18 protein-coding genes and 1 tRNA gene are annotated in these 21,999 nt (G+C 65.9%); 7 read left to right on the forward strand and 12 right to left on the reverse strand.

The features are described from left to right. Positions 1–21: 21 nt before the first annotated feature. Entirely contained in the window at positions 22–420 is a 399-nt protein-coding gene (gene mscL / locus ACFFR3_RS34775) for a large conductance mechanosensitive channel protein MscL (RefSeq protein ID WP_345390512.1), read from the forward strand. A 2-nt stretch (positions 421–422) separates the two neighbouring features. Here mscL and ACFFR3_RS34780 read toward each other — a convergent pair whose 3' ends face one another. Further along, positions 423–1,367, reverse strand: coding sequence for a M15 family metallopeptidase (locus ACFFR3_RS34780; RefSeq protein WP_364385397.1), 945 nt, complete (start codon positions 1,365–1,367; stop codon positions 423–425). A gap of 1,021 nt (positions 1,368–2,388) precedes the next feature. Here ACFFR3_RS34780 and ACFFR3_RS34785 point away from each other — a divergent pair. Together ACFFR3_RS34785 and ACFFR3_RS34790 are read left to right on the forward strand one after the other, a co-directional pair. Next, a tRNA-Arg gene (locus tag ACFFR3_RS34785) sits at positions 2,389–2,461 on the forward strand. A gap of 557 nt (positions 2,462–3,018) precedes the next feature. Then, positions 3,019–3,894, forward strand: a complete 876-nt coding sequence (locus ACFFR3_RS34790) for a hypothetical protein (protein WP_379484511.1) — start codon at positions 3,019–3,021, stop codon at positions 3,892–3,894. Positions 3,895–4,086: 192 nt separating this feature from the next. On the opposite strand, the gene ACFFR3_RS34795 is transcribed toward ACFFR3_RS34790, so the two are convergent. Continuing rightward, positions 4,087–5,970: a DNA/RNA helicase domain-containing protein gene (locus ACFFR3_RS34795; protein WP_379484512.1), complete on the reverse strand. Its 1,884-nt coding sequence runs from the start codon at positions 5,968–5,970 to the stop codon at positions 4,087–4,089. Between the two features lie 467 nt (positions 5,971–6,437). Here ACFFR3_RS34795 and ACFFR3_RS34800 point away from each other — a divergent pair, with 467 nt between their 5' ends. The 4 genes from ACFFR3_RS34800 to ACFFR3_RS34815 all read left to right on the forward strand — a co-directional run bounded on the left by ACFFR3_RS34800 (position 6,438) and on the right by ACFFR3_RS34815 (position 13,747). Continuing rightward, complete coding sequence (locus tag ACFFR3_RS34800; protein ID WP_345390524.1) at positions 6,438–6,671, forward strand: hypothetical protein; 234 nt, start codon at positions 6,438–6,440, stop codon at positions 6,669–6,671. Next, on the forward strand, positions 6,668–8,785 hold the full coding sequence (locus ACFFR3_RS34805) for a hypothetical protein (RefSeq protein ID WP_379484513.1): 2,118 nt from the start codon (positions 6,668–6,670) through the stop codon (positions 8,783–8,785). The genes ACFFR3_RS34800 and ACFFR3_RS34805 overlap by 4 nt, the downstream gene beginning before the upstream one ends. A gap of 743 nt (positions 8,786–9,528) precedes the next feature. Further along, positions 9,529–12,966, forward strand: coding sequence for an ADP-ribosylglycohydrolase family protein (locus ACFFR3_RS34810; RefSeq protein ID WP_379484514.1), 3,438 nt, complete (start codon positions 9,529–9,531; stop codon positions 12,964–12,966). Continuing rightward, the gene (locus ACFFR3_RS34815) at positions 12,938–13,747 is read left to right on the forward strand and encodes a carbohydrate kinase family protein (RefSeq protein WP_379484515.1); all 810 of its coding nucleotides are present in this window, start codon (positions 12,938–12,940) and stop codon (positions 13,745–13,747) included. Before ACFFR3_RS34810 ends, ACFFR3_RS34815 begins: the two co-directional genes overlap by 29 nt. 51 nt (positions 13,748–13,798) lie before the next feature. Here ACFFR3_RS34815 and ACFFR3_RS34820 read toward each other — a convergent pair whose 3' ends face one another. The 10 genes from ACFFR3_RS34820 to ACFFR3_RS34865 form a co-directional block, all read right to left on the reverse strand. Next, positions 13,799–14,752, reverse strand: coding sequence for an HD domain-containing protein (locus ACFFR3_RS34820; RefSeq protein ID WP_379484516.1), 954 nt, complete (start codon positions 14,750–14,752; stop codon positions 13,799–13,801). Further along, complete coding sequence (locus tag ACFFR3_RS34825) at positions 14,749–15,057, reverse strand: PadR family transcriptional regulator (RefSeq protein ID WP_379484517.1); 309 nt, start codon at positions 15,055–15,057, stop codon at positions 14,749–14,751. Before ACFFR3_RS34825 ends, ACFFR3_RS34820 begins: the two co-directional genes overlap by 4 nt. Positions 15,058–15,943: 886 nt before the next feature. Beyond that, positions 15,944–17,296: a tyrosine-type recombinase/integrase gene (locus ACFFR3_RS34830; protein ID WP_379484518.1), complete on the reverse strand. Its 1,353-nt coding sequence runs from the start codon at positions 17,294–17,296 to the stop codon at positions 15,944–15,946. Then, complete coding sequence (locus tag ACFFR3_RS34835) at positions 17,293–17,484, reverse strand: helix-turn-helix transcriptional regulator (RefSeq protein ID WP_345390569.1); 192 nt, start codon at positions 17,482–17,484, stop codon at positions 17,293–17,295. Before ACFFR3_RS34835 ends, ACFFR3_RS34830 begins: the two co-directional genes overlap by 4 nt. Next, on the reverse strand, positions 17,481–18,809 hold the full coding sequence (locus tag ACFFR3_RS34840) for a replication initiator (protein WP_345390573.1): 1,329 nt from the start codon (positions 18,807–18,809) through the stop codon (positions 17,481–17,483). The genes ACFFR3_RS34835 and ACFFR3_RS34840 overlap by 4 nt, the downstream gene beginning before the upstream one ends. Before the next feature lie 235 nt (positions 18,810–19,044). Beyond that, entirely contained in the window at positions 19,045–19,206 is a 162-nt protein-coding gene (locus ACFFR3_RS34845; RefSeq protein WP_345390576.1) for a hypothetical protein, read from the reverse strand. Between the two features lie 12 nt (positions 19,207–19,218). Beyond that, a complete protein-coding gene (locus ACFFR3_RS34850; protein WP_345390579.1) occupies positions 19,219–19,551 on the reverse strand; it encodes a hypothetical protein in 333 nt (110 codons plus the stop codon). Positions 19,552–19,564: 13 nt separating this feature from the next. After that, positions 19,565–20,203, reverse strand: a complete 639-nt coding sequence (locus ACFFR3_RS34855) for a DUF2637 domain-containing protein (RefSeq protein WP_345390582.1) — start codon at positions 20,201–20,203, stop codon at positions 19,565–19,567. Positions 20,204–20,208: 5 nt separating this feature from the next. Beyond that, on the reverse strand, positions 20,209–21,579 hold the full coding sequence (locus ACFFR3_RS34860; protein ID WP_345390585.1) for an FtsK/SpoIIIE domain-containing protein: 1,371 nt from the start codon (positions 21,577–21,579) through the stop codon (positions 20,209–20,211). Continuing rightward, positions 21,572–21,907: an SCO3933 family regulatory protein gene (locus tag ACFFR3_RS34865; protein ID WP_345390588.1), complete on the reverse strand. Its 336-nt coding sequence runs from the start codon at positions 21,905–21,907 to the stop codon at positions 21,572–21,574. The genes ACFFR3_RS34860 and ACFFR3_RS34865 overlap by 8 nt, the downstream gene beginning before the upstream one ends. Between the last annotated feature and the right edge of the window lie 92 nt (positions 21,908–21,999).

Raw genomic sequence — 21,999 nt, forward strand, 5'->3', positions numbered from 1 at the left:
ACTCGGATACGATTCCCTGTCATGACAGGTTTCCGGAAGTTCCTCATGCAGGGCAACGTCATCGACCTGGCGGTGGCGGTCATCATCGGGGCGGCGTTCAACGCGATCGTGCAGTCGTTCGTGGCCGACCTGCTCACGCCGCTGATCTCGGCGTTCGGCGGGCTGCCCGACTTCTCCTCGCTCAAGGTCACGGTCGGCCAGTCCAACTTCATGTACGGCAACTTCATCAACGCGGTCGTGTCGTTCCTGATGGTCGCCGCGGTGGTCTACTTCCTGATCGTGAAGCCGTACACCCACGTCAGGGAGCGCAACGCCGCCAAGATCGAGGCCACGACGCGCGACTGCCCCGAGTGCCTGTCGGAGATCCCCAAGGCCGCCTCCCGCTGCGCCTTCTGCAGCGCCGACGTGCCCGTGATCTGACGTCAGAGCAGGGTGTCGATCTTGGGGTCGTACTCCCAGTGCCACGGCTCGAACGGGCTGCTGTAGGCCCAGGAAGGATGGAACCACCCATACCGCTTGGAGTTCTTCTCCATCCACACGAACTCCGCCGACCCCGACCTCTCCACCCCTCCACAGAGGTCCACGGCCAGTCCGAGCCCGTGGTTGCTTCGCCCCGGCACCGCCGCGAACCCGGGCCGCCGGTAATAGACCGACTGCTGTTCGCCGAGGCTCCGGTACGCGTCCGTCACACACATCGGCTTGCCGAACCGCCGCCGGTACGCCTCGTTGAGGCTGACGAACGCGATGGTGGCGTCCGCCCGGAGACTGTGCCCCTTCTGCTGGAGCGGGCAGAGCATGCTCTGGGGGATGAGCCCGTTCGGATAGTGGTCGGCGTTGGCCGCCTTGAGCGGGTTGCACCCCAGGGCCGCCCGCCCCACCTTGTCGATCTTGATGCCCAGCTTCACCAGCGCCGCCGTGAGCGACTTCACGATCTTGTCCGACCGCTGCCGCAACGTGTCCACCTCGGCGGCCAGCTGCGCCTCGGCCAGCAGGTTGCCGGCCCGCAGCTCCTGCGCCTCGGCGGCCAGCCGCTCGGCCTCCTGGTAGAGCGCGCTGGTCTGCTCGACGGCCCGCTGACGTACCGACACGATCTGGTTCGCGTCCATGAGCGCTCGCAGCGTCTTCTCATCCGCGCTGCCCGACACGAACGGAATGATCCCGCCCGCCAGCAGGGGCTGCTGGTAGAGCAGCTCGGCCATCTGCGAGACGGGCTGCCGCATCACGGAGAGCCGGTTCTCGAGGCTCTGCAGAGCGGTCAGCTTGCTCTTGAGCGTCTTCTCGGAGGCCGCGATGTCGGCTCGCCGCTTCTCCAGGGCCTTGGTGGCGTCCTCCAACTCCTTGGCGGACCGCTCGGCTTCCTTCCGCAACTCCGTCAGATTGGACGGATCGGGCTTCACCCGCTCTTGCCTCACCTGCGTATGGGCCTGCGCAGGCGTCTGCCCCCCGGGCGTGAGGAGAGAAGCCACCGCCATGACGACCGCGATCAGACCCGCTGATCGAGGGGCTGGCACGTTCGACTCCTCCGTTTGCAAACTCGTTACCCGGGTCAGGCACGCACGTTACTACAGCCCCCCGAGTGCCCGGACCGAACTCCGAAGAGCTGTTATGAGACAAATAGCCCCCTTTGTACAGCCCTCCACCACAAACCTCCCGAGGATGCACGACCAACGCCTGGCCTCATGAGGAAGCGCGCGGCCTCATGAGGAAGTACGCCACCCCACCCGGGGAGGTTCACACCCCCGGCACCCAACTCTCCTCACCGGCCGCCTCCTCTTCCCGAACATCACCGGACTCCCGAGCCCGCTGCTCACTCTCCCAATCCCGACACAAATCCCCCAGCCACGTATCCACCCACTCCCCCGCGCACCCACCCGGAGCCAACTCCACCTCCTGTTCCGCAGCCGCCTCCTCCCGAGCCTCCTCAACAGACCGCTCCGGCACCCGAGGCTCCGATACAACCGGCGCACTCACCTCCTCCCGCACCCGAACCCGCACAACCCCCTCATACCTCCGCTCCGGCACCTCAGGAGCCGGCACCAGCCGCGGCTCCCAAACCACAGCAGCACTGACCTTCCGGGCAGGCGGCGCAACCCACGGCACCTCCACCTCCAGCCCCTGCACCTCCCCCGCCAACAACCCACCCGCAAGAATCGCCGGCGCCAGCAACGCACCGAACAACACCACAGGCCGCCGCCGAGCCTGCGTTCTACGGACCTGAGCACCACGCCTACGAGTCACAGGCAGAAGCTATCCACCCCCGAACACCCCGATTCTGATCACTTGTCATGCCTTTACCGCAGCTCAGAGCACCCATAACCAACGCCACCGAACTGATCGCCCCCTGACGTCGCACGCAGTGCCAGTCTTTCGCTAGGCTTACGAGAGTCCGCCTCCGTAGCTCAGGGGATAGAGCACCGCTCTCCTAAAGCGGGTGCCGCAGGTTCGAATCCTGCCGGGGGCACTCATCTCAACCAGGCTTTTCGCCCTCCGACCTGCGGTTTCTCAGCCGCAGGTCTTTTGCTTCCCAGGACCCTCCAAGGCAGCCGAGAGCAGCCATCTGCAGCCATAGGACAGAGTTCTGGGGATATATGGGGGATGATCTTGACGCTGCAGGTTAGGGACAGCGCCCCCGTTCTGGTCCGCCAGCCCTACAGAGGATGCCATGGCCACGGGCGGTTCGATCATCAATCGAACCGCTCTCTGCAGCAGGCGCCGCAAGCGCTTCGAGCTGGGACCAGGATCAGCCAGGGTCGACTTGCGGAGCCGAAACTCGTCCAAGGTGGGCCGGAAGCCGTGCCCATGACCAGCCTCCTGCCGGCGGCGGTGATTCGTGGCGCGGTTGACCGGCACCGTCCCTTCGACACCGTCGTTGAGCGTTCGCCGCATGTCTGGTGCAGGGAGATAGCACGCACTATTCTTCGTCTCCGAAGCTGAGGATGAGCGCTTTCCTCCCAGGATGGGGAAGTCATGAACAGGGGACGTCCGAGTTGGGGGCGGAGACTTCTCGTGCTCCTGGGCATGATCCTTTACCTGGCCTTACTGACCAACATCGCTCGATATATCAGCCCCTCCGCCGCGCTCGAAACGCTCTTGCTGACCGTCGCTGCCATCACTGGGGTCTTCATCGTGCGAGCACGACGTCGCGCGGCGATCCAGCGCGCCATAGCGGCGCGCAGACTGGCGGCAGCCCGCGACCGCGTTCTGCGCATCAACGACATCGTGTTGGACCCATCCCTGACGGAAGAGGAACGACTGCTCATCATCGACGGATTCATCCCCGAGTTCCGCGCTCAAGGTGTCCCCGATCCTCGGTACGGACCTCTGAATGACCGATTCGTTGTCGTGAGCGATCTGCTGCCCAAGTTCAGACAGGTCCTGGAGCGTGTCCGTAAGGCTGCCTCAATAGTTCACGCTTCAGACGTCAAGCGCTTGGGATTATTGGACGGCGTAGGCAATGACGTCATCCTTCCTCGCGAAACCTGGGAAATCGCCCGACTCTTGCTCAGGCAAACTTTGTTGATACAGCGCCAATCAGAGGCCCGTCGTGGTGTTGTGCTCACCCCCGAACTCAAGGCGGTCCTGGCTCCGCAGGAGGCGGCGTTGGTCCGCTCGTTCGAAGCGACGCTGCATCGAGTCGGCATCGTCGAAGAGTACGCCAGACGGGTCCAAGAGGCGGACGCCGCGCTCCGTGCTCAGGCGTTGCTGGGGGACAACGATCAGTACCGAGCCCTGCTGGCACAGACCGACGACGTCGAGGGCATGCGATACCTGAGCCAGCAGTCGCTAGCGGTGAGTGGGGTTCTCGCAAAGAGCGTCAGAGAGGCGGTCCAAGCGGGTCAGACACTCACCCTGCCGCAGGGTTCTGCCGGTCCGGCTACTGACGTAGGCGTATAGAGAGTCGGTCACCCGGTGCCCATCCGCAGGCCTTCCCCTCGTCGACGTCGCCTGCAGGGGGCGCACCTGAGCCTGCCGTAAGGCCTCGTTCTGAGGATCTTGATGCGGGGATCTTGCGACAGGCGGGAAGACAGGAGCTCGGTCACGTCGAATGCTTCTATTCAGGCCAGCTGAGCGCGGACGAGTTGCTGCTCACATACCCGTCTCCAGCAGTTTCGACAGAAACTCTTGCGTGTCCGGATCGACCGAGTACACGGCGGTGCCCATCATGCCGCGGGTCAGCAGCACCTTGTAGGTGTTGCGAATCAACTGGTCCGCCTGCTCATCACTCACGCCCTTACGCATCAGGGCCGGGTCCTTGCTGGCGCTGCGTACGGTGACCAGCTTGCCGTCACGGTAGACGAGATCTGGGCCGAAGATCACGCCGTTCCAGTCGTACTCGAAGCCCTGCGCTGTGTAGACGCACCCCACCTGCTCGAAACCGCCCGTTGCCGAGGCCCACAAGGCGCTGGCCGGCGCGTTCCCCACGGCCCTGTCGCCCTTGACGTTCCATGGCCTGGCCCAGTCGCCGATCCGGACGTCGGCGACGAGGCTGTCATCGTCGTTGGGGCTGCTCCAGGGCCAGCAGAATCCTGCCGTGATCCGTGCCGAGTAACCCGCCTCAAGCCGCGCCCGCAGCAGAGCCTCCAGCTCGTACGGGGATTCGGTGAGGGAGACGGCGAAGTGGTCGTCTCCCTTCCACACCTCTGGAGCCTCGCCGTCCAAGCCCAGCAGGCGCAGTACCCACTCCTCGTACTTGCGGCTCCCGCCGCAGCGGAATTGCGCGTCCAGATCGACCTGGTGCACGTCGAGGCCGAGCGAGTGAGCGTAGGCGGTGATGTCGGCGACACGTCCCATCTCGCCCGGCCGTACGACCTGATGCTCGTCGAGCAGGAAGACGGGCACCCTTGCAGCGCTGATCAGTTCATCCACCTGCGGCCGGCCCGTTCGCTGAGCAGCTTTGGTGAACCTGTTCTCTGAGGTCTCCCGAATGCGGTGTGCCTCGTCGCAGATGAGAACGTCCAGATCGTTGGGCGTGGCGGTCATGAAGTTGTTGAAGTACTTGAACATGGCCTTCAGCCGGCTCGACCCCTTGGCGACAACTTTCCTCATGGTCTCGGTGAAGGAGCGCGAACCAGTGGCGTGCAGGACCGTGTATCCGCGCTCGGAGACCTCGCCGAGCAGGGACAGCGCGATGACGCTCTTGCCGGAGCCAGGGCCTCCGGTGATGATGACGACCTGCTTGGAGTTGCTCGCACGAGCCTTCTCCACCGCGTGCATGACCATCTCGAAGGCTAGACGCTGCTCGGCCAGCAGGACGAACTGATCACGATTCTTGATCTCGCCGGCAGCAGCCTTGAGCAGTTGCTTGGACGGCCGGATAGAGCTGGAGAGCAGGCGATCGGCCGCGCCTCTTCCAGGCTCGGGTGCGAACTGCGCCTTCAGATAGTCAACGAACTGACCGCGGCGCGTCTTGCTGAAGAGTCGGGTGCGCTCATCCTCGACGTGGTCGTAGAGATCGTGGATGTCCAGGTCATTGGCGTTGTGCAGGTAGGCCACCCCGCGTACCGCGTTCCGGTGCTGGTCCAGCGCTCCGACGAAGTCCGCCAGGTATTCGCAGTAGCCGCGAACCTGCACAACCGGATGGAGCTTGGGCCGCTCAGCCATGCCCGGCACCAGGACGAGTTCGGCATCGTCCTCGTACAGCTCGGCATGGCTCCATTGCTTGAGTTCGACGATCAGGTAGGAGTCGGCTCCCGTGCGTCTGTCGCGGCCGGCCAGGATGACATCTGCTCGCTTGCTGGTTAACGGCAGCTGGTACTCGATGAGCATCTCGACGCCGCCCAGCCCAGCCTCGACCAGGTCCCGGGCCAGGATCGGGATGCTCCTGTCCCATGACCTGCGCTCTCCCTTACCCGGATTGATGCCCTGGCTGGCCCGCAGGTTCTCAGCGATCACATCGCTGAGGACGCGCTCAGGCACGGACTCAGACACCAACTGGACCAGGCTTTCCGCCGAATGCCGGAAAACGGCCACGGACCTACCCCCAGGCAGCACGAAAGACTCGTGCGGTATGGGGGCGTGTCCGCTACCGAGGCGGAAGCCCGTCGGGCCGCATCACCGATACGCCCCGAAGATTACCTAGATCTTGGGCGCTGCGCTGGGCCGAGGAGTTCGTGAAGCAGATCCTGCGATCGAGGAGGCGCATCACCTGGTTGTTTCTCCGACTGCTGCCAGCGGACGTCCCTATTTGGCTGCTACGCCTGCCCTGTCGAGACCGGACCATCCGCTGACTGCGGTTCGACAGTCGTGACGGATGACATGGCGAACACACACCTGCCTGCGACGGCAGGCGCAGCCGCCATTTCTACTTGTACGTACGGCATTCGAGCCCTGGGTCAAACGCATCGGGAGAAATCACAAGAAAGTTGGTTACAGGGGCAATTGACTCGCGCCGGGTTATCGTCAGTTGGGGCCCTTGACAGTTGCACGAGGAGAGCGGCATGCCCGGTCCTGATCGCGAGCTCATCCAGGCAGCGGTGCAACGCATCCAGAAGCTGTCCGACGACAACTGGTGGGCTTTGCATGCCTCCTGCCAGCTCATGGAAGCTGACGCATGGGTGGGGCCAACGGGTGACCGCTTCGGCCAGTCGGTGCACAACTGCCAGCGCGAGCTGCACATGATGCTCGCTCAGGCGGTCGCCATGGCCAGGGACGAGGCGGCGAGGGCGAAATGAGCTACAGCGGAGTCAAACTGCCGGAGTTCGACACGCTCGTCGCCCGCCACACGGCAGCTGCCACTCAGATGGAAGAGCTGGCTGCCCGTTTGTATCAAGAACTCACCGGCGCAGGTCTCGACACCACTCCGGCAGAGCGGATCAGGAAGCTCGCGGCACAGGTCGGTCAGGAAGCCGAAGACCTTCGTAAACGCCAGCGGATCGTCCGCGAGATGGAGCGTCACAAGATCGCCTTCGGAGCGTCCATCGCGACGGGATCCATCATTACGGTGCCGGACTCGCTTGCCGAGGCCCAAGGACTGCTCGATGGAACTCTCGCGGCCAAGGCGGCCAAGGCTGCGGCTGCCGGAGACAAGAATGCGTTGAAGCAACTGCAGGCGTACGCAGCGAAGACTCGGGATCCCTCATTCGCGAAGACCTTCCTCCGCCAGCTCGGAGCCAAGGGGGTCACGGAGCTGCCAGCCGCGATCGCCGCTCAACTGCGTGCCGACGCCGCAGCAGGAAGTGCCGGCGCCACGGCGAGGCAAGCCCAAGGAGCGATGCGATTACTCGCAGAGGCTCTGTCCAAGGGCACCAACCCAAACGATCCCGCGTACATGGGCGATGCCTTCCTCGATGATCTGGTGAAGCACGGACGCAGCGAATTCAAGGTGAACGGCATCTCCTACTTCGGCTACCAGTCTCAGGCACTGATCTGGCGGGCGAGCGAGGGGAAGCCTCCGTTCTCGGAGAAGTTCATGCAGGTCGTTGGACGAGACGCCATCGTCTTCGAGAAGGAGAAGTTCCAGGACCGTTGGGCAGCCTCCAAGGACGCCATCGGCAGTGCCTTGGGCAGCCAGCAAGTACCCATGGCAGACCTGGCCACCGTGCTCGGTGTCACCGAGTGGATGATCCCCGCAACAGCATCGATCGGCCCCGCGAAGCAGCCCGTCAATCAGTCGCCGCACCGGGTCGGCTCTGCAGTCATCGATGATCTGTTCCACGCGGCGTCGAGCAACGCCAAGTCCGCTCAGGCTCTGCTGAATCACACGCCGGCCGGGTGGAAGCAGTCCGTGTTGTCGTACATGCTGACGGACCGCCTCGCCGCGTTCCAGTTCCACGGCAACACCGACCCGTTCGCCGAGGCACTGCGCAAAGCAACAACCGGCAAGGACCCGGTTTCTCTGACCTTGACGACAGAGGCGTTGAACACTCTCAAGGTGCATGCCGACAAGGTGTTCCAGCCGGGTGACGACAATCGGCTCTCCATCGCCGACCGCAAGCTGTACGACCAGTTGAGCTTCCTCAGAGGGCCTATGGGCAGCGCCCTGGCCGCGCACATCGACCAGGTGTACGGCACCTACATCACCAAGTCCAAAGGGTTCGACGGATTGGACAAGGCTGATTTGGATCGACTGCTGGTGCTGGTAAGCAGCGACAGAGACGCTGCGGTCGAACTCCAGGCCGCTGAGGCGGCTCGTGTGGTCGATCGGGTCAACGCCCACTACCCGACGAGCAACGAAAAGGGGATCAAGGAACAGCTCATCCCCGAAGCCAAAGTCTTCGGCCATCTAGTGGAGGCACGCAGGCTGGCCTTGCTTGCCAACGCTTGGAACGAAGAGCAAGCGAAGAAGGATGTGAAAGATACGCTGAACTCCGCGTTCGCTCTGTTCACCTCGCCCATCGGTGCACTTGGCACCAAAGTCGCCGGCGAACTCGGCGGGCTGGCCGGCGGAAAAGGCGCCGAATTCACGTTCGATCGACTCTCGTCGTACATCGCCAATCATATGATCCAGACCAGTGTCACCTCAGGTGAGGCATTGAGCACAGCCTCGGACCAGAATGAGATGGTCGACTGGCTGATGCAGAGCGCCGTCATCAGCGCCAAGATCGCCACAGGTGAGTGGTCGGACGAGGCAATGAAGGATGCCAAGGGCTCCAGTTACGTTACCGACGATCAACCGCCGAAGCTCAAACCCATACAAGAGATCATTGCGAATCCCAAGACCTTCGACGACTTCATGGAATGGGCCCGCCGGCATTCCACCATTGAAAGCACCTCGAACGAGCTGGCGAACACCGTGCACACAGCCCGCGACAAAACGCACGACAACCTCAACATCACCGGATACTGACATGCCGTCTCTAGTTGCCCGACAATCCCGCAGCGCCGTCGCCGGCCTGACGCTGTTTCTCCTACTGACCGCTGGTTGCACCGGTGCCGATCCAACAACATCGCCCCGCCCAGAGGCCACGGCTTCGGTCAGCCCTGTCGTCGACTCCCCGCCCTACTGGTGTGACTTCCTCCCCCAGCAGGCAGTTCGCGAAATAACTGGCCTTAGTGCAGCGATTGAGGAGCGCAAGAGTGGCGTGCCTACGACTCATGGGCAGTGCGCGCTTCGCAACGACTACGACCGGCTCTCACTCGTGTGGTCGATAAGGGATGGCGACAACGTCCTGGACACCGCACGCGAGAATTTCGGCAAGCGCCAACTGGCTGGCCTACCCAAAGATCTCGGCACCGGACTCATCGCCTATACTGCGCGACTGCCGCGCACCAGGCCGTACTACACGATGATGTTGTTTCAATGCGGCGACGAGCGACCGTGGATCAGCGTTGACCTCTCCGAAGTTAGTGATGGGCGCGATCCTGTGAGCGACTTGACACAGTTGCTCACTATTGCCCGCAAACGCTACGGGGAACTCCACAATTGCACCCCCCGGGCAACCTAACGAGGTGGAAGCGACCCGGCGTCCGGTGTAAAACCGATCGAGGACAGCCGTCCTCTCATCTAGGTTTTGCCGTACAACGCTTTCGAAACGCTCGTCTACCCGGGACGGGACACACATTGCTACCCACATACGTACAGGGCTGACCATGCCGATCTTTCACGACGGCGCAGCCCGTTCAATAGTCGCGCACGACCGCTCGCTCGACCTGTTCGCCAACCGCTTCGAGCTGACCCGCCACGTCGTCACCCTCATCAACGACGACCCATCCCCGGAGCGGATCCTCTACCTGTACGGCCTCGGCGGCAACGGCAAGTCGCTGCTCCTCCGCCACCTGGAGAAACGCGCCTGCCTGTACACGGACCGCTGGGCGAACATCAGTGACGCCCCCGACACCGAACTGCTCGACCGCCTCGCCGAGCACGGCCAACAGGTGCCGGTGGGCAGGATCGACTTCGGCGCCCGGCCAGCCGGCGAGAACCGGCCGCAGGAGGCGTTCTCGGCGCTGTTCATGCTCAAGCGCCAACTGGCCCAGCACCGCATCGCCACCCCGCGCTTCGACTTCGCCGCCATCACGTACATGCACAAGCTGGGCTTCGACATCGCCCACCGCATCCCCGAGCTGTTCCCCCGCAGCGAGGTGGACATCGCGCTCGACATCGCCGACGCCGTACTGTCGCTGCCGATCCTCCGCGTCGGCCACCAGCTCCTGCAGCTGCTCAACTCACGCATGGACGAGACCTTCACCCGCCGCCGCATGCGACGCCGCCTCTCCCACGAGGACGCCGACCACATCCTGACCCTGGTCCCTGAACCAGACCTCTTGGACGAGCTGCCACGGTTGTTCGCCCAAGACCTCAACGACGCCACCGCCGACCATCCCAAAATCGTCCTGCTCTTCGACACCCACGAGGCATTCTTCGGCGAGGCGATCGGCGACGCGGACAGCCTCATCCATGCCGACAAGCTGATGCGCGACGAGTGGCTACGCTGCCTGCTCGGCCACCTCGACCTGAGCGCCGGCCTCGTCGCCATCGTGGCAGGCCGCACCCGCCCGCCCTGGCCAAATGCACCCGTCTTCCCCATCCCAGAGCAGTACATCGATCACCGCCTGGTCGGCCACCTCACCACCGCGGACGCGACGCAGTACCTCACCCTCGCCGGCATCACCGACCCCGCCATGCGCACGGCCCTCGTCACCTACGCCTCCACCGCACCGAACGAGGTACACCCTTACTTCCTCGGGCTGTGCGCAGACGTGGCCCTGGCCGCCGGCCCCCGCCTCAACCCCGGTGACTTCGCAACACTGATCGACAAGGAACGCGACCTCGCCCGCCGCCTCCTCCAGTGGACACCCGCCGAAGCCGAGTACGGCATCCTCGCCGTAAGCGCCTGCCGATCCTTCACCGCCGACACCTTCCACCACCTCGGCCAAGCGCTCGACTTCCCGTCCGACCGCAGCGCCTTCGCCAAGCTGACGGCCTACTCCTTCATCTCACCGATCCGAGGCGGTACGGCCAGCGGCACCGGCGCGTACACCATGCACTCCATCCTGCGACGCTCACTGCAACGCGTCCGCCCGGACGAGGTGCGCAAGGCCCACGAAGTCCTGGCCAGGCACTACGGGGAACGCCAGGAGTTCACCGCCGAGTTGGAAGCCGCCTACCACCTAAGCCAACTCGACTCCAGCGAAGGAGTGGCAGCCTGGGTCGCACTCATGGACCGCAGCCTCGCCACCGGCCGCTTCGACCGCTGCCGCGCCCTGGCGAACCTCCTCAGTGACCTGCGCATAGATCGCGACGAGGACAAAGGACGCTGCCTATACCGGGTGGCCCGCGCCCATCTCGGCCTCGGCAACTGGGCCCAGGCCGAAGCCCTGATCGACGGTCTTCCCTTCAGTTCAGCGCACGCCGTCCTGGTACGCGCAGAGGTCGCCTTCTGCCGCGGCGACTTCGACCACGCCGAACACCTGGCACACGCAGCCCTGGCGCTCACAGGCGAGGACGCCCGGGAGGGCTTCCTGTTCCGGCTGGCCGAGATCGAGCTGTACCGAGGACGCTTCGCGGACGGCCGCAGGAACGCCACCGAAGGCATGAGCACCTCCACCGACCAGGCGCCGTGGCAAAAGCTCCTCGGCGAGATCGAGTACTTCTCCGGCAACGTGGAACGAGCGGACACGCTGATCACTCAGGCCCTTTGGGACGTCGCCACTCGCCCCGTCCATCAGCGCGACCAGGCCCTGTACGCCGGCCTGCTCCAGGACGCGGCGCTCGTCGCCGAAGCCACCGGCACCTGGCAGACCGCCCTCGACAGCCAGACCGAAGCCCTCGCCATCCGCAAGGCATCAGAGGACGCCCGCGGCATCGCCCAATCCCTACACGGCCTCGGCAAGGCGCGATGCGGCCTCGGCCAGATGCGGGAAGCCGCACAAACCCTCGCCGAAGCCGGCCGCATGGCCCGCGACCTCGGCGACGGCCTCCTCGCCGCGAAGGTCACCCACAGCGAAGCCGACGTCCGCCGCGCCGAAGGTGACGAGACGGCCGCATGGGAGCTGACCGTACAGGCGCTGCAGGAGTTCGAGCACCACGGCACCCCCTATGACGTGGCCTCCGCTTGCCTCTCCCTGGCTCGCCTCGCCCCAAAGGGCCGGAAACGCGTCCAGTACGCCGACCGCGGCCGCCGCGCCATCGCATGGGGCGGCTTCGGCGTCCTCACCCAGCTCTTCCCGGACCAGATGGTCCCGCCCGCGCAGCGCATCCTCAACGGCCTTACCGGCTTCTGCTGCGGAGACGCCTTCGGCGTCCCCTGGGAAGGCAAACCACCGCAGGACATCCACCTCACCGAGACGATCGCCGCCCGAGGAGACTGGCCACTCGGCAGCACCTCCGACGACACCGAGCAACTCATTCTGCTCGCCCGGAACCTCATCAACACCGGCGGCTCAGAGGTGGCCTTCCTGGAAGCCCTGGCCGCGGCACTGCCAACGATGCGCGGCGCCGGACCCACCACGCGCAGAGCGGTGGAACGCTTCACCACCACCGGAGCAGCGACAGCCGAGGGCGGGGCAACCAACGGCGCCATGATGCGTGTGCTCCCCATCGGCTGGGCCATGCCCGCAACGAAGGCCGACCGCCGCCGCGAGCTGGCCATACGCATGACGAAGACCACCCACGCCGACCCGCGCGCCATCGCCACCGCCTGCGCAGTGGCGGCCATGGGATCGTGGGCGCTGGAGGGCTGCCCCGCCGAGGACCTCATCGCCGTAGCCTGCGAAGAGCTGGATCACTTCGCGATCCCCATCCCCACCGGATGGGTGCTCAGCCCAGGCGGGGTGTCACTGGACGTCATGGACACCTTGGGCGCGATCCTCCACGTACTGCACCTTCACGACGAACCGGTAGAAGCTATGCGGTATGCGGTCAGCCTCGGTGGGGACACTGACACCGTGGCTGCAATCGTCGGAGGCATCCTGAACTGCCGCCAGGACACGGCGGACATCCCCTGGACACCGCAAGTCGCGCTCCCACCAGAGCTGGAGACCCTCGCCGAAGGACTACGTGCCATGCGGCAGGCCGCATATGGCTGACTTCTGGATCATCGGCCCCATCGCCTGGGACCTGGCCCTGTACGTCGATCACATCCCACCCAGCGGCCATTTCGTCCAGGCCAGCGAGAGCGTCGAACGCCCCGGCGGCACAGGCGCCAACGTCGCCGTCGCACTGAGCCAGGCCGGGGGCCGAGTCCACATGGTGGGTTACATCGGAGACGACGCCGCCGGCCGCAACATGACGACGGCCCTGACGGCGGCCGGGGTCAATGTCGACCATGTCCAGGTCCTGCCAGGGCACACGTCCTCAGTGGTCCTGCTCATCGAACCCGACGGTGAACGAACGATCATTGGCATCCACCCCGACCTGTTGCACACCATCACCATCCCCACCGATGAGGTCGCCCCCGGAGACATCGTCTACTTCGCCGCCTGGCACGCCCCCTTCACCGTCCCGGCCCAGACGATGGCAGCCGCAGGAGCACTAGTCACCAGCGTCCCCCCGGGCACAACCCCAGCCATGCGTTACCTGATCGGATCCCGCAACGACTTCTCCGCCATCCCCGAGGACGCGACCGCGATCGTGACCGAGGGGCCCGAGGGCGTCACCGTCCACTCATCAGGCGAGCGCACCCACTACCCGGCCATCCCCACGGAGGCGGTGGACGTCACGGGAGCCGGCGACGCCTTCGCCGCCGGCTTCCTCTGGCAACTCGCCGAGGGACGGACCCTCGCGGAAGGCGTGAAGCTGGGCCTCACCTGGGCCGCAACCACCGTTCAGACGAAGTCTTCTATGCCAAACCGGACCTCGGTTCTCTGACGCGAGCACTACCAGTCCCAAAGTAGAAACTGCCGCGCCTTCCCACCGATGTCACTCGTTCGATGCGGCAAGTCCTACTTTCGCTCGGGCGTACTTGACAGCGGTGTGAAGAACGGGAGGCAAAGTTATCAAGGCCACGACGGCTTCACCGAGGCTGTTCTGCGCGATCTCCAGAACCACCCAGTTCACCAGGAGGACCAAAGGAGTCCACGTGCGCAGGTTGGAGCGCAGGATCCAGCGGGCAATCATCAGCAACCAGGGCGTTGCGATTCGATCTGGTGAGCGGCGCAGGAACAGGGCGAGCTTCGGCATCCCACAGAGCAGGCCGAGCACGAAGCGAGCACGAGCCTGACGGCCTCGCACGACATCCAGCTCACCCAACCATTCGTCGAGGTAACTTGTCCTCAAGGCCATCGGGAGAACGAGCGACCCTACAGCGAGCGCACGACCTGCGATGCCGGTTCCGCTCGGCAGGTAAAGGCGTGCGAGCGTTTCGAGTTCGTCGGCAATGGTCTCCAGGCCGAGATGCCTTGCGGCCGGCGCGATGACATCCAGCGTCTGTCGGCTCTTGAGCTGTTGCCTGTCATGCGTCAAAGATCGGAGGGTACGCATGTTGTGCAGTCGATCGAGTACCTTTAGGGCGAGGACACGATCGTCAGCGGCGTTAAGGACGGCTTGGTCGCCTTGACGGTCTAGGTCGATCATGCCTTGGACTAACCCGGCAACCTCGTAACCAAACTCAGCAGATAACGCCTCAGATGTGCATTCCGTGTCAGCAAGCACGTCATGAAGTAATGCGGCACAGACAAAATCGCAGTCCAACCCTACCTCGGTGGCTATTTCCGCAACAGCGACCGGATGAGTGATGTACGGATCGCCGCTCTTGCGCACTTGGCCCGCATGGTGGTGCGCGGCGAGCTGGTAGGCACGCTGGATCTTCTCTCGTTCCGCAGTTGTGAACCTGGCGCTCTGCTCGACCGACAGCGGCGCCGCTGGGAGGCTCATGACGTCGCCGTCCGGAGTTTCACAGCCGCTCGCTTCCACTTAGCTCGTTCAACGGCAGCGCGCGCTTTGACAGCGCCCTCGTCGGTCAGCAGGTAGTAGTGGCGAGCACGGCGGCCTTCGGCTAGATGCTCCGCAGGAGATTCCACATGACGCTCAATCCAACGGTATTTATGCTCCAACCGAGCCAGGATCAGGTAAACCGTACCGGGAAGCTGGTTAGTCTTTTCGCACAGTTCGAGTCCGTAACGGCGCTCAGTCGGATCAGACAGCAGCACTTGCAGCACCAGCATCGTCTGCAAGGTCATTTTAGGAGCGCCTACCATATGTAGAACATTAGATAGACAGCACGGAGCGTGACAGTATCGCGTCAGCGATACCAGCCTGACCTACTCTTCGGAAACGCGAAGCAGCCGCAAGCCGACTTCAGCCGAGTAGAGCACGGCACGCCTGGTTGCGGATCCGGTGCTCAGGACGGGACGGCGGGAACAGCTCATCGCACCTACCGGCGTACGGCGAGACCTTCCGCGGCTCATGGTGAACGTTCCTACGTTCCTCCGCGCGCTTGGGCCGAGGTTCCGGGTTTCCCCGTTCGACATGGCTGTTCACGGGAGGCGGAACCGGACGCGGCACAACCGGTACTGCTCGTCGCCGACGCTTCCTGTCGTTCTTCGACGCCTTGAGGCGCGGCTTGGGCTTCGCTGAGGGTGGCGGCGTTCGAGTCGCCAGGCTGGAAGGCGAGGAGGTTGGAGAGGGCGAAGGAGGAGGGACGACCACCTCAGCAGGGGGTGTCGGCATCGCGACGACCGTCGTACGAGGCGTGGAGCTGTTGGCGTGCCACGAGATCGACCAGACGCCCACGCTGATGCTCCCGAGCAGCCCGGCGACGATCGCGAACCGCGGCAGCCGAAGACGCCGGCCACGAGGAGCGGGCGGGACCGGGGTCGCGTACCGTCTCCAGCCGAGCGAGTCGGACGCGGCGGTGGATCGGCGGCGGTCGCGCATCGGCAGACCGTACGGCGGGCGCCCCACTCGGCGCGGCTCTTCGGAGGGGTTCTGATCGCTGTTCATGGTCCTCCTCTCGCGGCCCGTGCATGCCAGGGTGGCGCAACGTGACGGGCCCCAGCGGGAATGACTCGGGTGTCGAAGGTCAAGGCCCCGGCCACGCCGGGGCCGAACCTGATGAGAACGGGATCAGCTGCCCAGAGCGTCGTTGATCTTGCCGTTGATCTGGTCCTGCTGCCCGTCCATGCACTTGGCATAGACCCGCAGGAGGACATCGACGCTGTGCCCGGCACGCTTGGCGACCTCGACGGCCGGGACGCCCGCGTTGAGCCAGAGCGAGACGGCCGCATGGCGCAAGTCGTACGGACGGGCGGCGAGTGACGAGGCGACCTGTTCCGGGGTGAAAGCCAGCTTCCGCGCTTCCTGCCAGACGTAGGAGTGCGCCGAGCTGGAGTAGGTCCCGCCGGTGCTCGTACGGAAGATGCGCCCGTCTTCGGCGGTGCCGTACGTCGCGATGTGCTCCCGAAGCAGCTCGACCAGGACGGGCGGGATCGGGATTTCTCGCGTCTCCCTTTCGGCGCGGTGCTTGAGGCTGCGCGACTCGTGGGTCTCGCCGGAGTTCGTCCACCGCTTCGTGCCCTGCGGACGGGCCTTCTCCAGCACGATCAGCCCCCATCCCTCCTCGGGCAGCGTGCAGTTCCGCACCCGCAGATCGGCCGCCTCCTCAGGCCGGAGCGCCGCGTAGTACATGCAGGCGAACAGCGCCTTGAGCCTCGGGCCTCGCTTGCGGCCGACCTTGGGCACGGCGTCCAGGAGCAGCCGGGCCTGAGTGGGATTGACGACTGTCCGAGGATCGACGGACGTCACCGCCTTCGGCACCGACCACTTGATGCCGTCCAGCGGGTTGGTGTTGAACACCTTCTGCTCCACCGCGTGCTCCAGAAGGTGATGGAGAACGGCACGCTTACGCCGCACGGTGTTCGCCCCAGCCGGGGTGCCGGCGAACGTCACCGAGATGGCATCGAGCGCCGTACGCAGCACGTCGGCCTCCCCCAGCGCCGTCAGGGGCACCGACGCCCCTTCCAGCCAGCACAACGCCGCGGCTTGCGACGGGTTCAGCGCGGCGCGCCTGCCCTCCGGCAAGAGAGCGTGAATGCGCAGCACCTCGCGCAGCGCCTCGGCGGCGGGACGGCGAGGAGCGTCCTCGACCAGGGCGGGGATCAGCGTGAGGAGCGCGTACGCGTCCGTCTCGCGGGTCCGGGCCGCCGAGGAGTTCCAGCGACGCAAGACGTACGCCTGCCCGAACTCCAGGAACGACGGCCCTTCCGGTTCAGCCGCCACCATCGACACCGGCAGCCCGGTCGCGACGTCGAACTCCTCCCCCGCCTTCGCCGCCTGCCGCAGGTCCGAAAGGAAGGCGTTGGCCAGCCCTTTGGTGCGAAAGCTCTTGGACCTCCCCTTGCCGGCCACCCGCCAACGCGCGATGAAAGCGTTGGCACGCTGCTGCACCTGGCCGAGCTTCACGTCGTACGTGGTCTTCACTTGCCCTCCCGCCGCGCGTCGAGCCAGGTCATGAGGTCGCTCCGCCAGACGCGGAGTTCGTGATTGGGAAGCTGGACGCACACAGGCGCTCGGCCCAGCTCCCGCCAGCGGTAGAAGGTGCGGCGGGAGACTCCGCCGAGTTCGGCGCAGACCTCCGGGACGGTCATCAGCTGGTCGGATCTGGTCATCGACGACCACCAGCGCTCGGTAGAGGAACGCCGGACAGCGCCGCCGCGAGGAGCTGTTCGCCCAGGGACAGCCCTTGTCCGGCGTACTGCCAATGCGCGACGACCAGGACGGTGTCCTCGTCGAAGAGCGGCAGGCGCCCAGTGGTGATCTCCTCGGTACGCCGGTGCTCCTCGCGGGCGGCCCGCAGCGCGCCCAGGGTGGTGGAGTAGCGGCGGCTCTTGGTGGAGAAGTGGCCGCGGAAGCCGAGCATGTGAGCCCAGTGGGTGAGCCGGAGATCGGCCAGCCCGGGTTCGCTGCCCAGCCGCATGCAGGCGGCGATCAGACGCCGCGCGTGATCACGTACGGGAAGGGCCTCCAGGTCGTCGAGAGGTTGGACGCGGCGGTCCAGGGTGCCGACGCATTCGGCCGCCTTGGTCGCGTACTTGGCGATGTAGGCGGCTACGGCCTGCTCAGTGAGATCACCGTCCAGGGTGATGCTGCGGACGTCGAGCTGCGCACCCCAGCGGAAGGTCCGGCCCACTGGCTTGACCTCCGCCGTGACCACGTCCGCCGCATGGCGGACGGACTCTTCGAGCGCGTCGGCCATCGCCCACGGCGGCGGCGGTGAGTCCGGTCCGTCCGGACCGTCGAGCCGGATGACGGCGTGGAAGTGGACGACGCCGCGACGCTGGTATTCGGCGACCTTGGCGAACGCGATGCCGACGTGCTCGCGCAGCGCCCTGACGGTCAGCCCGTTGAGCCGCGCGAACCTGCGGCGCAGAGCGAGCGTGAAACGCCGCCACAGCTCGGGACTGATCGCGTTGAACAGCACCGAGCCGTCATAGTCGTAGCAGTCCGGGCAGAGCGGCTCACCAAGGCAGGGATCGTCGGCGCGGTGCCGCTTCGCGCAGGACATCGTCCGCCCGTGCGGACAGACCTCGGCGTCGCGGCGTGCATGGCAGGGCAGGACCTTGCCGTTCTTCTCCCGCCGCGCGTGGACCGTCCCGAACGACGGCGCGGTCAGGGTGACGAACAGGCACGGGTGCGTGCTGACCGTCTCCGGCACACCCTTGCCGCCGACGAGGCCGGCCCGGATGAGCTGGTACGTGTCGGCGCGGTAGACCTCGGCGCAGGCCGGGCACCGCGAGGCGCGGCGGGTCTTGCAGGCCACGCGCAGGACGCCGTTCGGCTCGTGTCGGGTGCTGTAGCGGTGGAGCAGCCGGCCGGTGGCCCGGTCGTAGTGCTCGACCTTGCCGCGCAGGTGGATGGGTTGACGGCAGCCGCCGGTGCGCTTGATCTGGCAGGCCCAGCGGTTGTATTCGGGGTCGTGAAGCCGGGAGATCATCCCAGCTATGGCGTGTGGGTGGTGCAAGATGGGATCCGTCCTGTCCGGATGCGATCTGGATGGGGATGGCCCCTCACCTGGCGCGGAACTTGGCGGTTGTGTGGCCAGGTGAGGGGTTCGTCGGCTAGGCGCCGTGGTTGTCGATGCCGGTGCCGTGGCAGTCACGGCAGGTCTGGTCGTCATAGAGGCCGGTGCCGTTGCAGGTGCAGCAGCAGCCCCGCTCTGGAGTCATGCGTCACTGGTCCTTGCGCGGGCTGATGGTCAGGTAGAGCCGGTAGTGCCGCGCCCGGTGCCGGGCGGGGTAGGCGCGCGACATGGAGGTGACGGTGAAGAGCTGGCGGAGGTGGATCATGCCGAGGGCGAGTTCGGCGCGGCTGCCTTCGAGGCGGATGCGCATGGTGCTGTCTCCTTACGCGTTGTCGATCTGGACGGAATCGCGGTAGCTGTTAACGGCGTCGTGGTGAGCGCGAGCGGCAGCGAGAATCGCGGTGAACTCGTAGCGGACGGGCCCGAACTCGATGGCCGTCTGGTAGTGGCCGTAAGGCGTGTGGGCGGGGTCGATCTCGGTACCGAGCAGGTCGGCGACCTTGTCGACCTCGGCGCGCATCTCGTCGTCGGGGCCCCTGTCGGGGAAGGCGTGGGCGACGACCGGCGCGACCGGTATGGGCAGCTTCGGGTTGGCCTTGAGGAGGCCGGCCAGGGCGATGAGACCGGCGATGAGAGCGTCTCGCTCGTACTGCATGACGATTGGCCTTTCAGATGGTGTGGAGCAGGTCGGCGGCGAGTTGGTCGGACACGCCCAGGCGGGCGCGCAGTACGTCCCGGGTGATCGGCTTGCCGTGCTTGGTGTGGTGCTCGTCGGCGACCCGGCGCGCGAAGTCGACGAGTGCCGGGGACGGTCCGGGCCGTTCGTCCTGGCCGGTGTCGAGAGCAGGACGGTCGGCCGCGGGGACGGCGGGACGAGGTTCAGGCGACTCCGTCTCAGCGGCGTCGGCTGGCGGTGCAGCCACCGCGCTCGACGCCCGGCGTTCGAGCATGGAGACGGCGACGAGGAAGGCGGCCGGTGGCGTCGCGGCGGTGATCCAGCCCCATACGGTCGGGTCGGCTTGCTGCAGGTTGGCGGCGAGGGACAGGACGATTCCTCCGCTCAGGACGAGGACGGGCCACGAGATCGGGCCGCGCCGAGAGCGGCCGGTCTTCTTGTCGCGCTGGCGTTCGCGGGCGGCCATGACGCAGGTCAGATCGATGCAGACGGCCACGGCCCAGGCCATCCAGCCGGATTGGCCGTGTTCGCGGGCGGTGTCGCGGATGTGGGTGAAGGAGCCCGCTCCGGCGATCAGGGCCAGGACCAGGACGGGGCCGGTGTCGATGAGCCAGCGGACCAGGCATCGCATCGGTCTCACGCCTTCCGCGGGTCCGGGATGGAGTCGAGGAAGTCGGCGAGATCGGCGTCGCTCATCCGCACGGCGTGGCCGGAGATGAGGTCCTCCCAGGACGGGGCCAAATCGGCGTACGCGGTGGCCGCGTGTTCTGCTGCCTGCTCGCTGACATAGAAGGAGCGGGCGCGGTACCACTGACCGTCCTGCGAGGCGACGATCGCGACGCCGGGTGTCTCGGCGGGGATGGCCCGCGCCGAGGCGAGGGCGGCAGGGTCGAGGTCACCGAGGGTCATGGTGGCGGTCTCGGGATCGTTGACGCGATGGCAGATCCGGCCGGAGCACTGGGCGCGCAGCGCGGTCACGCCGGGGCCGAGGTCGGAGCCGATGCGCTGACCGGAGCAGAACAGGTAGATCCCGAACGCCCGCCCGAGCTGCGCGACCCGCAGGAGCGCGGTGGAGGTCTTGGCAATTTCGTCCTTTTCACTCTTGTCGGCCATCAGGTACAGCTCCGCCAGCTCGTCCACCAGGACCACGACGGGCGTGGGACGCTGCTCGTCCGGCAGTTGCCAGATGTTGCGGGTGCCAGCCTCGCGGCACACGGCCATGCGGCTGGTCATGAGGCCGACCAGGTCATCGAGGAGGGCGACGGATTCCGTGCGGGTGGTGGCCAGCGCCGAGAGCCGCGGCTCGTACGGCGTGAGCTCCACCCCGCCCTTGAGGTCGAAGCCGACGAGGGCGACCGGCTGCGGCGCGAGGCCCTGCACCAGGACGTTCGCGAGGTTGGACTTGCCGGACTGCGTGGCACCGGCGTTGAGGTAGTGCGGGACGGTCCTGAAGTCGATCACCCACGGCCCACCGGTCTCCAGTCTGCCCACGGTGACCTTGAGCAACTCGGCCGAGGTGGGCACGGTATCGACCCGGACGAGCGGATCCCGCACCGTGGCGCACAGGACGACGCGCCCGGGGCGCGGCGAGGAGACGCGGACGGCGTGCACACCCCAGGAGTGCGCGAGGCGTTCAGCGGCGTCGGCGAAGTCGCCCGGAATCTGGCCTTCGAGGGTGTGCAGGGTGACCCGCCACCCGTACCGGGTCGGCATGGGCAGCCACATGAACGGCCTGGTGTCCACGGCTACCCGCTGGAACCTGCGCCTGACCCGTACGACGCCGGTCGAGGAGACCAGCCCCGGCACGGTGGTGAACCAGAAGCGCTGCCGCTTCTTCGTCAGCCCACAGCCGAGAGCGACCTTGCGCCAGGTGGCCCACACGCTGAGCGCGGTGAGCGGGAAGGCGACGACCAGCCAGTACGACCGGTAGTGCCAGCGGCGCCAGGCCCAGAGCCCGGCCGCCGTGGCGGCCAGGACTCCGAGCAGCAGGAGGTGCGCGTCAGACACGGAGGGGCTCCCCCGTGTCGGCGGGCAGGAGCGCCGCGGCGCGGTAGGAGATGCCCCACCGCCCGGCCATCTCCCATACGTAGCCGACCAGGCCGGTCGGGTTGACCTGCTGGCCGGCGGTGATGGGAGGTTCGCCGGAGGTGCCGATCCGGACGAGCTCGATCCGGCCGAACTCATCCTCGACCGACACGGTCACCTCGTACACGGTGTTGCCGTTCTTGTCGGTCTTGATCTCGCCCGTGTCCTTGTTGAGGAGCCGCGGCTTGGGCGACTTCACGCAAGTGATCACGAGCTTGGTGGTGTCGACAGGGATAGGGATAGTGCGCATGAGAGCTGGTCTCCTTGGAAGACGATGACTAGATACAAAGATACCTAGGTATCTAGATTCTGAAACCGAGTTAGCTGGACGGAGCTCCAAGT

Source organism: Nonomuraea salmonea, assembly GCF_042428605.1.
In the GTDB taxonomy this organism is placed as follows: Bacteria; Actinomycetota; Actinomycetes; order Streptosporangiales; family Streptosporangiaceae; genus Nonomuraea; species Nonomuraea salmonea.

What these genes read in the sequence shown, in the direction of transcription:
- ACFFR3_RS34865 (WP_345390588.1), bottom strand. Translation starts at nt 21,907, where the DNA reads ATGCGCACTATCCCTATCCCTGTCGACACCACCAAGCTCGTGATCACT.
- ACFFR3_RS34820 (WP_379484516.1), bottom strand. Translation starts at nt 14,752, where the DNA reads ATGAGCCTCCCAGCGGCGCCGCTGTCGGTCGAGCAGAGCGCCAGGTTC.
- ACFFR3_RS34835 (WP_345390569.1), bottom strand. Translation starts at nt 17,484, where the DNA reads ATGACCAGATCCGACCAGCTGATGACCGTCCCGGAGGTCTGCGCCGAA.
- ACFFR3_RS34805 (WP_379484513.1), top strand. Translation starts at nt 6,668, where the DNA reads ATGAGCTACAGCGGAGTCAAACTGCCGGAGTTCGACACGCTCGTCGCC.
- ACFFR3_RS34800 (WP_345390524.1), top strand. Translation starts at nt 6,438, where the DNA reads ATGCCCGGTCCTGATCGCGAGCTCATCCAGGCAGCGGTGCAACGCATC.
- ACFFR3_RS34840 (WP_345390573.1), bottom strand. Translation starts at nt 18,809, where the DNA reads ATGATCTCCCGGCTTCACGACCCCGAATACAACCGCTGGGCCTGCCAG.
- mscL (WP_345390512.1), top strand. Translation starts at nt 22, where the DNA reads ATGACAGGTTTCCGGAAGTTCCTCATGCAGGGCAACGTCATCGACCTG.
- ACFFR3_RS34850 (WP_345390579.1), bottom strand. Translation starts at nt 19,551, where the DNA reads ATGCAGTACGAGCGAGACGCTCTCATCGCCGGTCTCATCGCCCTGGCC.
- ACFFR3_RS34825 (WP_379484517.1), bottom strand. Translation starts at nt 15,057, where the DNA reads ATGACCTTGCAGACGATGCTGGTGCTGCAAGTGCTGCTGTCTGATCCG.
- ACFFR3_RS34790 (WP_379484511.1), top strand. Translation starts at nt 3,019, where the DNA reads ATGATCCTTTACCTGGCCTTACTGACCAACATCGCTCGATATATCAGC.
- ACFFR3_RS34855 (WP_345390582.1), bottom strand. Translation starts at nt 20,203, where the DNA reads ATGCGATGCCTGGTCCGCTGGCTCATCGACACCGGCCCCGTCCTGGTC.
- ACFFR3_RS34810 (WP_379484514.1), top strand. Translation starts at nt 9,529, where the DNA reads ATGCCGATCTTTCACGACGGCGCAGCCCGTTCAATAGTCGCGCACGAC.
- ACFFR3_RS34845 (WP_345390576.1), bottom strand. Translation starts at nt 19,206, where the DNA reads ATGCGCATCCGCCTCGAAGGCAGCCGCGCCGAACTCGCCCTCGGCATG.